Annotated in this window: 11 protein-coding genes; 7 read left to right on the forward strand and 4 right to left on the reverse strand. The window is 59.9% G+C overall.

Annotated features, from left to right (window positions below; translation table 11 throughout):
* The first annotated feature begins 52 nt into the window (after positions 1–52).
* The 4 genes from ACWIKB_RS14570 (at position 53) to ACWIKB_RS14585 (ending at position 7,607) form a co-directional block, all read left to right on the forward strand.
* Positions 53–2,806, forward strand: a complete 2,754-nt coding sequence (locus ACWIKB_RS14570) for an RHS repeat domain-containing protein (protein ID WP_475267864.1) — start codon at positions 53–55, stop codon at positions 2,804–2,806.
* 85 nt (positions 2,807–2,891) lie between these two features.
* On the forward strand, positions 2,892–4,658 hold the full coding sequence (locus tag ACWIKB_RS14575; protein ID WP_475267865.1) for a sensor histidine kinase: 1,767 nt from the start codon (positions 2,892–2,894) through the stop codon (positions 4,656–4,658).
* The gene (locus ACWIKB_RS14580; protein WP_475267650.1) at positions 4,652–5,986 is read left to right on the forward strand and encodes a sigma-54-dependent transcriptional regulator; all 1,335 of its coding nucleotides are present in this window, start codon (positions 4,652–4,654) and stop codon (positions 5,984–5,986) included. The genes ACWIKB_RS14575 and ACWIKB_RS14580 overlap by 7 nt, the downstream gene beginning before the upstream one ends.
* A gap of 298 nt (positions 5,987–6,284) precedes the next feature.
* Positions 6,285–7,607, forward strand: coding sequence for an MFS transporter (locus ACWIKB_RS14585; protein ID WP_475267651.1), 1,323 nt, complete (start codon positions 6,285–6,287; stop codon positions 7,605–7,607).
* 135 nt (positions 7,608–7,742) lie between these two features.
* On the opposite strand, the gene ACWIKB_RS14590 is transcribed toward ACWIKB_RS14585, so the two are convergent.
* Positions 7,743–8,498, reverse strand: coding sequence for a COG4705 family protein (locus tag ACWIKB_RS14590; protein ID WP_475267652.1), 756 nt, complete (start codon positions 8,496–8,498; stop codon positions 7,743–7,745).
* A 346-nt stretch (positions 8,499–8,844) separates the two neighbouring features.
* On the opposite strand from ACWIKB_RS14590, the gene ACWIKB_RS14595 reads away from it, so the two are divergent.
* Together ACWIKB_RS14595 and ACWIKB_RS14600 are read left to right on the forward strand one after the other, a co-directional pair.
* A complete protein-coding gene (locus ACWIKB_RS14595) occupies positions 8,845–9,099 on the forward strand; it encodes a hypothetical protein (protein WP_475267653.1) in 255 nt (84 codons plus the stop codon).
* 262 nt (positions 9,100–9,361) lie between these two features.
* Positions 9,362–9,991, forward strand: coding sequence for a flavin reductase family protein (locus ACWIKB_RS14600; protein WP_475267654.1), 630 nt, complete (start codon positions 9,362–9,364; stop codon positions 9,989–9,991).
* Between the two features lies 1 nt (position 9,992).
* Here the strand turns inward: ACWIKB_RS14600 and ACWIKB_RS14605 are convergent, their stop codons facing one another.
* Together ACWIKB_RS14605 and ACWIKB_RS14610 are read right to left on the reverse strand one after the other, a co-directional pair.
* A complete protein-coding gene (locus ACWIKB_RS14605; RefSeq protein ID WP_083375873.1) occupies positions 9,993–10,223 on the reverse strand; it encodes a hypothetical protein in 231 nt (76 codons plus the stop codon).
* Positions 10,224–10,264: 41 nt separating this feature from the next.
* The gene (locus ACWIKB_RS14610; protein WP_475267655.1) at positions 10,265–10,618 is read right to left on the reverse strand and encodes a putative quinol monooxygenase; all 354 of its coding nucleotides are present in this window, start codon (positions 10,616–10,618) and stop codon (positions 10,265–10,267) included.
* Positions 10,619–10,954: 336 nt separating this feature from the next.
* Between ACWIKB_RS14610 and ACWIKB_RS14615 the strand changes: the two genes are divergently transcribed.
* Complete coding sequence (locus ACWIKB_RS14615) at positions 10,955–11,884, forward strand: AraC family transcriptional regulator (protein WP_475267657.1); 930 nt, start codon at positions 10,955–10,957, stop codon at positions 11,882–11,884.
* A 210-nt stretch (positions 11,885–12,094) separates the two neighbouring features.
* Here the strand turns inward: ACWIKB_RS14615 and ACWIKB_RS14620 are convergent, their stop codons facing one another.
* Entirely contained in the window at positions 12,095–13,150 is a 1,056-nt protein-coding gene (locus tag ACWIKB_RS14620) for an ABC transporter ATP-binding protein (protein ID WP_054045096.1), read from the reverse strand.
* Positions 13,151–13,152 lie beyond the last annotated feature (2 nt).

A 13,152-nucleotide genomic window follows, 5' to 3' on the forward strand; every position in this document is an offset into this window, starting at 1 on the left:
AGTTCATGACCCTCGAACGTTGCCGGCAAGGCAGGTCGCCTATTTGCGTAAAATGGCTGACGGTCCCGTTGAACGGCTCATCACCCGGCAACACCACGACGGCGCCGGGCGACTGGTCGCCCAATGGGATCCGCGCCTGTTCGACACCGCCCCCAAATCCAACCTCGCCAGCGTCTACAGCCTGACCGGCGAACCGCTCACCGTGGACAGCGTCGATGCTGGTTGGCGCGTGAGCCTGGTGGGGCTGGCCGGGGAAGTGTTGCAGCTGTGGGACGCGCGGGGCGGTCATTGGCGCAGTATTTACGATGAGCAACTACGGGTGGTCTGCGTCGAAGAAAACGCACAACCGGTCGACCGCTTCACCTATGCCGACCACTCGGCATCGCCCGGTCACAACCTGCGCGGTCAGTTGCTCACGCAGGTCGATCCCGCAGGCCTCCTTGCCGTCAGCAGTTACAGCCTGCAAGGGCAGCCGTTGAACGAAATACGGACCTTTGCCGATGGCTCCCCTTACCTCAGCCATCGGACCTGGTCGCCCCTGGGCGTTGTACTTTTCCAGACCGATGCCGGAGAACATCACCAGGACCTGCGCTACGACATCGCCGGACAGCTCAAGCAGCTGCTTTTACAACTCAAGACCGACAGCCAGCCGCAGATGATCCTGCGAGATGCGCAATACAACGCCGCCGGCCAGATCGAGCAACAGACCGCGGGTAACGAGGTGATCAGCACCTGGACTTATGACCCGGCCGACGGCCTGCTGAAGATCCTCAAATCCGGTAAACCCGGCCAGGCCTTGCAGCAACACTTCAACTACAGCTACGACCGCATGGGCAATGTGTTGCGTATCGAGGACCCGACCGTGGAAACGGTGTACTTCGCCAATCAACGGGTAGACAGCGACCGGGAGTTTACCTACGACTCCCTCTACCGCCTGACCAGTGCCAGTGGTTTCGAAGCCGAGGTGCCCAATCTTCGTCCAGGCTTGCCCGAGCTGATCAGCCCTATCGATCCCGGCCGCCGTTACAACTACGTCGAGCACTACGAATACGACGCGGGCAACAACCTTGACGAGCTGCGTCATGTGCGCAGCAACAACACCTACACCAGCCGGATGCGTATCGATGGGGCCAGCAACCTTGGCGTGCGCTGGAAGGAAGGTGACCCGGAGCCGGACTTCAGCCAGTTGTTCGACCGTCACGGCAACCAGATGGCGCTGCAACCGGGTCAGCCTCTGACCTGGAACGCCCGGGACCAGTTGAGCAAAGTCACCCTGCTGAGCCACAGCAATGGCTTACCCGACGATGAGGAAACCTATCTCTACAGTCAGGGCGATCGCGTACTCAAGTGCCACACCACCCACACCCTCTCAATGACTCACCGCCATGAAGTGCGTTACCTGCCGGGGCTGGAGATCATCAGCAAAAGTACTGGCGAACTATTACAGGTCCTGACTCTGCCCCTGGCGTCTGGCACCGCGCGCTGTCTGCATTGGGTCGCTGGTCAACCGACAGGTGTCGAGTCTGATCAGTTGCGGTACAGCTACGACGATCAACTGGGTACCAGCAGCCTTGAGCTGGATCGCCAGGGTTTGAAAATCAGCCAGGAAATTTTCTACCCTTACGGTGGCACAGCCTGGTGGGCCGCACGTTCGAAGGTTGAAGCCGACTACAAGACCCTTCGCTACTCGGGTAGGGAAATGGACTTGAGCGGACTGTATTTTTACGGTGCCCGCTACTACGCCCCCTGGATACAGCGCTGGATCAGTGCCGATCCGGGCGGTGATGTGGATGGACTCAACCTGTATGCGATGGTGGGGAACAATCCGATCAACTTCACCGATATCAATGGCGAAATGGGATGGCCAAAAACGTTAGTAGCCGGGGTGGACAGGCTGATTGCCTCGCAACAGAACAGCTATGCCAACAGCAGGCAAAGACTCGCAACGGATCGGGTGAAACGGCAACTGAACAAGCAAGTCATTCGCCAGATAGAAATACTGGGGATCACCAAACGCCGGGTACGTGACGCCAGCGGGCAGTTGGGCAGGATGGGTTCAGGCTCGGAGGTCGCGGTGGCAGCGGCACGCAGGACAATGGTGTTGGTGGCGGGCAAAGCCATCAGTTACGGCATCGGGATTGCTATCGGTGTCGGCGGCCAGGCGCTAGGCGTGGCAGCCCCGGGGATCGGTAACGTGGTGGCGGCAGGATTAGGGTTTGCTGCAAAAGCCACCGTCAGCGGCCTGGTGGACTACGTGGCCGAAAGAAGCGGCTTAAGCGCCTCGGTCAATCTGAAAACGAAAAAACTGACGGCGGATAAAATCATACGAAAAGCTGAATACAAGCACATGGACCCGGTTGAATACATCAAAGCCAAATATCAGAACATGAACCTGGGCTCGCACAACTCGCAGCTGAAATTGGCCAAAGAAGCCACTGCCATTGCCTCCAGTGAGCTATTGAAGACCACTCTGACCGGGCTGCCCTCGGAAGCGGTGAGCGCAGTCAGTAGCGGTGTCAGCGTAATACTGGGCCTGCCGGAAATAATTGACGAAACCATCGGGGCCAGCAGGGAGAAATCCAGCGACAAAATGGACCGCTTCGAAAGAGAAATTTTGGGTCTCGCCCAAGCGATTGAATCGAGCATGGAAACGGTTCACGAGTTTGCCAACGCACTTTCCGTCAACAGCGTCGGCGGGATTGATATCCAGAGCCTGCAGGAGGAAACGAACACAATCACCAGCGGCCTGTACGATTTCGTGAACACTATTCGCAACCACAGGAACAACCGTCAAGCGGCCGCTTGAGCGGACGAGTTTCACGCTGCCAACGCAGCTCACACACAGGGGCATGTTATGGTGCGCGCCCGTATTGCTGACTGTTTACGACGCCATGCCTGCGACTTCCCGTACCCTGCGCCTGACGCTTTACACCCTGCTGATCGTTGCCGGTGCGGTTCTGGCGGCGGGTCTGGCCATGCGCCACGCCGAACGCCAGGCCCTGGAAGACGACGCCGCCCGCGCCAACCAGCAACTGGCGCTGTACGCCAATTCCCTGCACACCCTGATCGACCGCTATCGCGCCCTGCCCGCCGTGCTGGCGCTGGACCCGGAACTGCGGTCGGCCCTCGATGGCGCGGTGAGTCCTGAACAGCAGGACCTACTCAACCGCAAACTGGAAAAGATCAACGGCGCCGCGCAATCCTCGACCCTGGAGCTGCTCGATCACACCGGCCTGGCCGTAGCCGCCAGCAATTGGCGGATGCCCAGCAGTTACGTCGGCCACAACTACGGCTTCCGCCCTTACTTCAGCCAGACTCGCACCCAAGGCACCGGGCGTTTTTATGCGGTCGGGGTCACCAGTGGGATTCCCGGTTACTTCCTGTCCAGCGCGGTGACCCGCGACAACGGCGAGTTCCTCGGCGCCATGGTGGTGAAACTCGAATTCCCCGAACTTGAGCGCGAGTGGAGCCAGGGCACCGACACCCTGCTGGTCAGCGATGCGCGCGGGATCATCTTCATCGCCAATCAGCCGGGCTGGCGTTATCGCCAATTGAAACCGTTGAGCGACAGCGATCACGCCGAACTCAAGACCACCCGCCAATACGACAAACAGCCGCTGACGCCGTTGAAGTATCAATCGGTGCGGCGCTTCGACGATAACAGCGATCTGGCGCGGGTCGATGGCCCCGACGGCACCGCGGATTACCTGTGGGAATCCCTGCCGCTGCCCGCCGAAGGCTGGACCTTGCACCTGCTGCGTCGCCCGCAAATCGCCTTCGAAGACAGCCGCAATGCCGGCCTCGCCGCCGCCGGATCGTGGCTGGCGCTGGTGTTTCTGCTGTTGTTCCTCAACCAGCGCTGGCGCCTGGCGAAAATGCGCCAGCGCAGCCGCGAGGAACTCGAACAATTGGTCGAAGAACGCACCCGCGACCTGCGCACCGCCCAGGACGGTCTGGTGCAATCGGCCAAACTCGCGGCACTCGGGCAGATGTCGGCGGCGCTGGCCCATGAAATCAATCAACCGCTGACCGCGCAACGCATGCAGCTTGCAACGCTGCGGCTGTTGCTCGATCACGGCCGGGTCGATGACGCCTACAAGGCGCTGAAACCGGTGGACGACATGCTGACGCGCATGGCGGCGCTGACCGGCCACCTGAAAACCTTCGCCCGCAAAAGCCCCAGTGGCCTGCGCGAACGCCTGGACCTGGCGGCGGTGGTCGATCAATCCTTGCAGTTGCTCGACGCACGGCTGCGGGATGAAAACGTCAGCACCGTGTTGCACCTGACGCGCCCGGCGTGGGTCCGTGGCGATGCGATTCGCCTGGAACAAGTGCTGATCAACCTACTGCGCAACGCCCTCGACGCGGTGCACGACAAACCCTGCAAACGCCTGGAAATCCGCCTCGAAGCCGATGAGCAACTATGGCGTCTGAGCGTTTCCGACAATGGCGGCGGGATTGCCGAAGAACACCTGCCGAACGTGTTCGATCCGTTCTTCACCACCAAACCGGTGGGCGATGGTTTAGGCCTGGGGCTGGCGGTCTCGTTTGCCATCGCGCACGAATCCGGCGGACGCCTGTCGGCTGACAACCAAGACAATGGCGCGGTGTTCACCCTGACCTTGCCGATTGATCTGGAGGTGCCCGTCTCATGCTGAATTCGGTGATGGTGGTCGACGACGAAAGCAGCATTCGCAGCGCCGTCGAACAGTGGCTGAGCCTGTCAGGCTTCGAAGTGCAGTTGTTCAGCCGCGCCGATGAATGCCTGGCGCAGTTGCCGGCGCATTTCCCCGGGGTGATCCTCAGCGATGTGCGCATGCCCGGCATAACCGGCCTGGAACTGTTGGCCGAAGTGCAGCGGCGCGATGCCGACTTGCCGGTGATTTTGCTCACGGGTCACGGCGATGTGCCGATGGCCGTCGAAGCGATGCGCGATGGCGCCTACGACTTCCTCGAAAAACCTTTCAGCCCGGAAACCCTGCTCGGTAGCCTGCGCCGGGCGCTGGAAAAGCGTCGGCTGGTCCTGGAAAACCGTGCCCTGCATGTTCAGGCCGACAACCGCGCCAAACTCGACGCCACGCTACTCGGCGTGTCCCGTGGCTTGCAGACGTTGCGCCGGCAAGTGCTGGACTTGGCGACGTTGCCGGTCAACGTGTTGATCCGTGGCGAAACCGGCAGCGGCAAAGAGCTGGTCGCCCGTTGCCTGCACGACTTCGGCCCGCGTGCGGACAAGCCGTTCGTGGCGCTGAACTGCGCGGCGATTCCCGAGCAGTTGTTCGAGGCCGAGCTATTCGGGCACGAGAGCGGCGCGTTCACCGGTGCCTCGGGCAAGCGCATCGGCAAGCTTGAATACGCCGACGGCGGCACGCTGTTCCTCGATGAAATCGAAAGCATGCCCCTGGCCCAGCAGGTCAAGCTGTTGCGGGTGTTGCAGGAGCAAAAGCTTGAGCGGCTGGGGTCGAACCAGAGCATTCGCGTGGACTTGCGGATCATCGCCGCGACCAAACCCGACCTACTGGACGAAGCCCGGGCCGGGCGCTTTCGCGAGGATTTGGCCTATCGCTTGAACGTCGCCGAATTGCGCCTGCCGCCGTTGCGCGAGCGCCGTGAAGACATTCCGTTGTTGTTCGAAACCTTTGCGCAGAATGCCGCCGAACGCCTGGGCCGGACCTTCCCACCCTTGAGCGGCCCGCAATTGAGTCATCTGCTGAGCCACGACTGGCCGGGCAATGTGCGGGAACTGGCGAACGTGGCGGAGCGTCAGGTGTTGGGGCTGGGTGAGCCAGAGCCGGTGGGGATTGATTCTGGCCAATCGCTGGCGGCGCAGCAGGAAGCGTTCGAAGCTCATTGCTTGCGCGCAGCATTGACGCGGCACAAGGGTGATGTGAAAGCGGTGCTTGAAGAGCTGCAACTGCCGCGGCGCACATTCAATGAAAAGCTGCAGCGGCATGGGTTGAGTCGGGAGATGTTCATTTCCGACACATAACCTGTGGCGAGGGGGCTTGCCCCCGTTCGGCTGCGAAGCAGTCGTAAAATCTGCAGATGTGATGTGTCTGAAAAAATGCCGGGGAGTGCTTCGCGCTCCAACGGGGGCAAGCCCCCTCGCCACAATTGATCGGCGGAAATCCGCTCACTCTCATGCACACCTTGAGCGGCTATCCGCTCAACAAAACCTCCCTCCCCCTCTAAACCGGCCCTCCTCCCCTTGGCACACCTCCTGCTATAGCCCTTGCAGGCTGCGTTTACTCGCGCTCCACAAAAACAATTAAACGAAGGATCCTTCAATGGATAACTCCAACGCCCTGCCCCTCGGGTCGGCCGTCGCGCCTGCCAAAGAAAGAACCACCGCCAGCCGGATCAAATCGATCTTCAGCGGCTCGGTCGGCAACATGGTCGAGTGGTACGACTGGTACGTCTACGCCGCGTTCTCCCTGTACTTCGCCAAATCGTTTTTCCCTGCTGGCTCCTCCACCGCGCAACTGATGAACACCGCCGCGATCTTCGCCGTGGGCTTCTTGATGCGTCCGATCGGTGGCTGGTTGATGGGCCTCTACGCCGACCGCGCCGGTCGTAAACGTGCGTTGATGGCCTCGGTGTACCTGATGTGCTTCGGCTCGCTGCTGATCGCCCTGAGCCCCAACTATGAAACCATCGGTATCGGTGCGCCGATCCTGCTGGTGTTCGCGCGTTTGCTGCAGGGCCTGTCGGTGGGTGGCGAGTACGGCACCTCCGCCACGTACCTCAGCGAGATGGCGACCAAGGAACGTCGCGGCTTCTATTCCAGCTTCCAGTACGTGACCCTGATCTCCGGCCAGCTCATCGCGTTGGCGGTGCTGATCGTGCTGCAACAAGTGCTGACCACCGAACAGCTGTACGCCTGGGGCTGGCGCATCCCGTTCGCCATCGGCGCGCTGTGTGCGGTCGTGGCGTTGTACCTGCGTCGTGGCATGGAAGAGACCGAGTCGTTCAACAAGGTCAAGAAAGAGAAGAAAGAAAGCGCCATGCGCACTTTGATGCGCCACCCAAAAGAGCTGATGACCGTGGTCGGCCTGACCATGGGCGGCACCCTGGCGTTCTACACCTACACCACCTACATGCAGAAATACCTGGTGAACACCGTCGGCATGAGCATCACCGACTCCACCAGCATTTCGGCGGCCACGCTGTTCCTGTTCATGTGCCTGCAACCGATCATCGGCGGGTTGTCGGATAAGGTCGGTCGTCGGCCGATCCTGATCGCCTTCGGCGTACTGGGCACATTGTTCACCGTTCCGATCCTGACCACCCTGCACACCATCCAGAGTTGGTGGGGTGCGTTCTTCCTGATCATGGCGGCGCTGATCATCGTCAGCGGCTATACCTCGATCAACGCGGTGGTCAAAGCCGAACTGTTCCCGACCGAGATTCGTGCACTGGGCGTTGGCCTGCCGTATGCGCTGACCGTGTCGATCTTCGGCGGCACCGCGGAATACATCGCGCTGTGGTTCAAAAGCATCGGCATGGAAACCGGTTACTACTGGTACGTCACGGCGTGTATCGCAGTGTCGTTGCTGGTGTACGTAACGATGAAAGACACCCGCAAGCATTCGCGGATCGAGACGGACTGACCGCTGCATATGTAGTGGCTGTATTGGCCTCTTCGCGGGCAAGCCTCGCTCCTACGGTTTTACATCGTTCACACATGTTGTGAACGACTCATGCCTGTAGGAGCGAGACTTGCCCGCGAAGGGTACGACTCGGCTTTAAGTCAACTCGGCAACCACGCGCTTGCCGTACTTGTTCTGCGCGTAAGACGCACCCGCGATCATCACCACCAGAATCCCCGCCAACACCAGCGACGAGCCGATGGTGCCGAAATCCAGGCCGCCCTTTTCATGGGGTTTGGTCAGGAAGTCGCCCAAGGTTGCGCCGAATGGCCGCGTCAGCACGAATGCCACCCAAAACAGCAAAACCGACGAAATCTTCGTCAGGTATTTGAGCAGCACCACCACTGCAATGGTCGAGCCGATCAACAGTGCGCCGCCTGCAAAGCCCAGACCCGAGTCATCGGCCAGGTAATCGCCGAGCGCGGTGCCTAAGGTGTTGGAAAACAGAATCGCCATCCAGTAGAACATCTCGCCGCGAAAGCTCTGAACCTTGCTGACGTTCAGTGAATCGCCACTCAAACGCCAGGCAGCGAAGATCCCCGCCAGAATCGCAATCAGGATCATCGACCCCGTGGCGTAGCCCAACCCGAGGGTGCGGTCCATGAAATCGGACATGGTGGTGCCTGCCGTGCTGGTGGACAGAATCACGATCCAGTACAGCACCGGTTTGTAGGTTTTGGACATCAACTGCGTGATCAGGGTCAGCACGAACACGCTGATCAGAATCAGCGAGCTGATCGCATAACCGACATTAAGGGTCATCGACAGCAAATCACCGGCGGTTTCCCCCAGGGTCGTCGCGCAGATTTTCATCACCCAGAACGCCAGGGTGATTTGAGGCAGCTTATTCATTACGGATAGAACTCCAGTGCTCATGACGGCCGTTTCTTAGGGTTATGGCCGACCGGCAGACTGGAGGCGAGGCGGTGAAAAATAGGTAACTGCTGTATGAAAAATCTGTCACGTAAGCCACCGAACGGATTAATCACCGGTTAATGCTCGGAATGCATCCTGCCCCTGTCTGATCGATTCATTGCGATGTGCTCACTCGAACCTTGAAAGCGAGAACGCCTCACGGCCTTAACATCAATTTAATCGATAGCTAGTAGCATTAATTTGCGCTTTTTAATCAATTTATCGAGCGTAAAATGAGTTCCATACCAAGGCACAAAACGCCAACGAACCTGGAGTAACCGCCATGAAAACCAAATTGATCCTCGCCCTGACCCTTTCCGTACTGGCCGGTAGCGCCTTCGCCGCCGACGGCTATGACCGCACCGGCTCCGCTGTTGCCGCTGACGGTTACGACCGCACTGGCTCGGCCACCGTTGCTGCTGATGGCTACGACAAAACCGGCTCCGCCACGTTCGCCGCTGACGGCTACGACAAAACCGGCTCCGCCACATTCGCCGCTGACGGTTACGATCACACTGGCTCGGCCACCATCAGCTAACACCCAAACGCGGCATCACAGCCCGGCTTCGGCCGGGCTTAGTCGTTTCTGGGGGAAAGTAAAATGCCAGAATCACAGGAGGACCTGTGGGAGCGAGCCTGCTCGCGAAGACGGCCGCACATTCGACATCAAATCGACAGACGGACAGCCTTCGCGAGCAAGCTCGCTCCCACCGGGATCCGCGTCTGACTGGAAATTACCTGTGTACGCTTGCACTATGGCCCTCAAGCCAAATGCCTCTATTTCCAGGAAATCCAGCGCCATGCCCGACGACATCCACTATTACGAACCCGCCAACGGCCACGGCCTGCCCCATGACCCGTTCAACGCCATCGTCGGTCCGCGCCCCATCGGCTGGATTTCCTCGCAAGACGCCAACGGCCACCTGAACCTGGCGCCTTATAGCTTCTTCAACGCGTTCAACTACATTCCGCCGATCATTGGATTTTCCAGCGTCGGGCGCAAAGACAGCCTGAATAACATCGAACAAACCGGCGAGTTCGCCTGGAACCTGGCGACCCGGCCATTGGCCGAGCGGATGAACCAGAGCAGCGCGATGGTCCCGCCCGACACCAACGAATTCGAACTGGCCGGGTTGACGCCGGCAGCCTCGACAATCATTCAGGTGCCACGGGTGGCCGAAAGCCCGGTGTCCTTCGAATGCAAGGTCACGCAGATCATTCAGTTGCAGCGCGCGGATGGGAATGTGGTGCCGAGCTGGCTGATTCTCGGCGAAGTGGTCGCCGTGCATATCGCCAAGTGGCTGTTGAAGGATGGGGTGTACGACACCGCCGCGGCAGAACCGATTCTGCGCGGCGGCGGGCCGGCGGATTACTTTCAGCTGGGGCCAGAGGCATTGTTCAAGATGTATCGCCCAGGGGCGAAAAAATAACTTACCAGAGCAGATCAGCGTCTTCTTTGACGTCTTTGAGGCGGGTCAGCTCTTTGGCGGCGGCCAGATCGGCTTCGTTGGCCGTCTTGAAGATTTGCCCTTCAAGCACTTTGTGAAAACGTGGCGCACCGGTGCCACCGATGGCTTTGACGGCGATTGCGGCATGGTAACCACCCTCGCCCGGTACTACAGCGGAAACAGCTTCGAAATGATCAAAGGCTTTGCGTGCCATGTCGCGCATCCTGGCTAATTGAGAATGGTGCCATTAAACCCTCAACCGACCAGTTTGTGCACCTGTGCTTTGGTTTGCCCCAGGGCCTGGGCCGCCGAAACATCCTTGAACGTATGGAAATCCAGGCTATTGACCATCAGGTCCTGCACCAGCTCGGCGAAAATCTGCATGGCGGGGGTGCTGAAATACGCGGTCATGGCCTGCTGATGGGTCCAGAAACCGGACACCAGCCACAGGTCGGGATCGCATTGCGAGTGTTGCAGGGCAAAGCTCAGGCAACCGCTGGCTGAGCGCGATGGCTCGATCAACGCGCTCAGACGCGCACCGAGTTCCACCGAATGCCCGGCGCGGGCACGAACGAAGGCCATATGGCTGACGGGAATCTGCGTAGACATGTTCAACCCTCCCAAGGAGTTGCGAGGCAGCCAGGGACGGGCTGCGACAGGATCCAAGGTTAGGCGTCGCGACGGCGTGGCCGTTAGTCGATTCCTGCCAGCTTGTTGCACGATCCTGCGAGGATGCAGCAATCACCCGCAAATGCCGCTCCAGACATGTCTCACCGATGACACAGCGGTTTCAAGCAAGTTTCAGCCCGCCGACACTGCTAGAGCAACGCCGCGAAACAACCCAGTGCAGAATCAGGCAAGCATCAGGCAGGATGTGTCTACCGCTGTCGATTGCACAAACTTAAGCTCTGCCCCATCAACAACGCCTCACCGAGGAGTCCCCGCATGTCGTCGTTCGATCACTTTGAAGCCCCGCTGGACGCCGACATGGAGAAACAGCGCGAGGAACTGGCCGCGATCATCCGCCGCAATACGACGGAGGATGGCAATTATGCGACTGCCGTCGGCTCGTTGTTCATGTCCCGCTACAGCCAGACCCACCAGTTTTCTCCGGGGCTGGCGCAACCGGCGCTGTGCATCATGGCCCAAGGGCGCAAGGAAGTTCGGCTGGTCGACGAGGTCTTTACCTACGACCCACTCAATTACCTGGTGGTTTCGGTGTCGATGCCGGTGAGCGGTCGCGTGGTAACCATCACCTCCGAAGAACCGATCCTGGCCGTACGCCTGGACATCGACCCGGCAGAAATCACCGCACTCATCGCCGACGCCGGGCCCATGGGCGTGCCCACTCGGCCCACCGGGCGCGGCTTGTACGTTGAACGGCTGGACGCAGCGATGCTCGATGCCGTGCTGCGCCTGGCCCGCTTGATCGACACCCCGAAAGACATCGCCATGCTCGCGCCGTTGATTCGCCGGGAGATTCTTTATCGCCTGTTGCGCAGCCAGCAGGGCCATCGTCTGTATGAAATTGCCATCGCCAACAGCCAGAGCCATCGCATCAGCCAAGCGATCAAATGGCTTAACGGCCACTATGAACAGCCGCTGCGCATCGATGATCTGGCGAAGGAAGTGAACCTCAGCGTGTCGACCCTGCATCACCGCTTCAAGGCGATGACGGCGATGAGTCCGTTGCAGTATCAGAAGCAGCTGCGTTTGCAGGAAGCCCGGCGCTTGATGCTGGCCGAAGGGCTGGAAGCGTCGGCGGCGGGGTATCGGGTGGGGTATGAAAGTCCGTCGCAGTTCAGCCGGGAATACAGCCGGCTGTTCGGGGCACCACCGTTAAGGGATTTGGCGCGGTTGCGGTTGACGGTGTGAGTTTTGGGTTGGTATCAAGAGCCACTCCTCACCCCAGCCCTCTCCCCAGAGGGGAGAGGGGGAAAGGGAGCAGATCTTCATGCTTTTCAAGACCTGAGTTCGACTCGACTTTTCAGGTCGATGTAGCTCCAAGAACAACTCGGTCAGCCCCCTCGCCCCTCTGGGGAGAGGGTTGGGGTGAGGGGTGGATCGAAAGGCAGAAACCCGATATCAGGCGCTCAGGACTCGGCATGCCTCCGCCGGCAATGTCACCGAAACCGGATTCCCAATGCTCAACCCAAACCCCTGACACGGAGTGCTCAACGCGGTAAACGACACCCCGGAACACTCCACCGTCGTCTCAATCGTCGCGCCGATATCCCGAACAAACGTCACCTTGCCCAGCAAGCGATTCCCCGCCGTGGCCTGCGGATGCGAGAGTTGCAGGTCTTCAGGGCGAATCAGCATCTTGATCTTCTCCCCGACCACAATGCTGCTGCAGATCGGCACTTCCAGCGCATCGCCACCCGGCAACCCAACCTTGCCATTGCCCAGCGCGGTGGCCGGAAAGATGTTGCCCGAACCGATAAAGTCCGCGACAAATTCATTGGCCGGGTGCCGGTAGATTTCAATCGGCGTGCCCACTTGCTGCACCTTGTGCTCACCCAACACGACCACGATATCGGCCATGGTCATGGCCTCGCGCTGATCGTGGGTCACCATGATGGTGGTGATGTTCAGGCGCTGTTGCAGCTGACGAATTTCCACCTGCATCGACTCGCGCAGCTTGGCGTCCAGCGCCGACAGCGGTTCGTCCAGCAGCAGGATCTTCGGCCGCGAGGCAATCGCCCGGGCAATCGCCACGCGCTGACGTTGACCACCGGACAGTTTGGCCACCGGGCGATCAATCATTTCTTTCAGCTGAATCAGTTCCAGCAACTCCACCACCCGCGCCTGCTGATCAGCCTTGCTCACGCCGCGCAGCTTCAATGGGTAAGCGATGTTCTCCCCCACCGTCATGTGCGGAAACAACGCCAGGGACTGGAACACCATGCCGAAATTACGCAAGTGCGCCGGGGTGTGGCCGATGTCCTCACCGTCCAGGCGAATCTCGCCGCCGGACAGGGTTTCGAGCCCCGCGATCATCCGCAGCAGCGTGGTTTTGCCGCAGCCCGACGGGCCGAGAAAACACACCAGTTTGCCCTCGGGCAAATGCAGGTTTACATCCTTTACCGCGCAGGCCGAGCCGTAGTGTTTCTCGACGTTTTCCAGAATCAGACCAGTCATGT

The sequence above is a fragment of the Pseudomonas sp. 5Vm1k genome (assembly GCF_056161485.1).

Bases quoted from the DNA above. Each gene is read 5' to 3' on its own strand.
- ACWIKB_RS14610 (WP_475267655.1), bottom strand. From the start codon at position 10,618: ATGTCTACGCAGATTCCCGTCAGCCATATGGCCTTCGTTCGTGCCCGC.
- ACWIKB_RS14585 (WP_475267651.1), top strand. From the start codon at position 6,285: ATGGATAACTCCAACGCCCTGCCCCTCGGGTCGGCCGTCGCGCCTGCC.
- ACWIKB_RS14615 (WP_475267657.1), top strand. From the start codon at position 10,955: ATGTCGTCGTTCGATCACTTTGAAGCCCCGCTGGACGCCGACATGGAG.
- ACWIKB_RS14605 (WP_083375873.1), bottom strand. From the start codon at position 10,223: ATGGCACGCAAAGCCTTTGATCATTTCGAAGCTGTTTCCGCTGTAGTA.
- ACWIKB_RS14620 (WP_054045096.1), bottom strand. From the start codon at position 13,150: ATGACTGGTCTGATTCTGGAAAACGTCGAGAAACACTACGGCTCGGCC.
- ACWIKB_RS14590 (WP_475267652.1), bottom strand. From the start codon at position 8,498: ATGAATAAGCTGCCTCAAATCACCCTGGCGTTCTGGGTGATGAAAATC.
- ACWIKB_RS14595 (WP_475267653.1), top strand. From the start codon at position 8,845: ATGAAAACCAAATTGATCCTCGCCCTGACCCTTTCCGTACTGGCCGGT.
- ACWIKB_RS14600 (WP_475267654.1), top strand. From the start codon at position 9,362: ATGCCCGACGACATCCACTATTACGAACCCGCCAACGGCCACGGCCTG.
- ACWIKB_RS14575 (WP_475267865.1), top strand. From the start codon at position 2,892: ATGCCTGCGACTTCCCGTACCCTGCGCCTGACGCTTTACACCCTGCTG.
- ACWIKB_RS14580 (WP_475267650.1), top strand. From the start codon at position 4,652: ATGCTGAATTCGGTGATGGTGGTCGACGACGAAAGCAGCATTCGCAGC.
- ACWIKB_RS14570 (WP_475267864.1), top strand. From the start codon at position 53: ATGGCTGACGGTCCCGTTGAACGGCTCATCACCCGGCAACACCACGAC.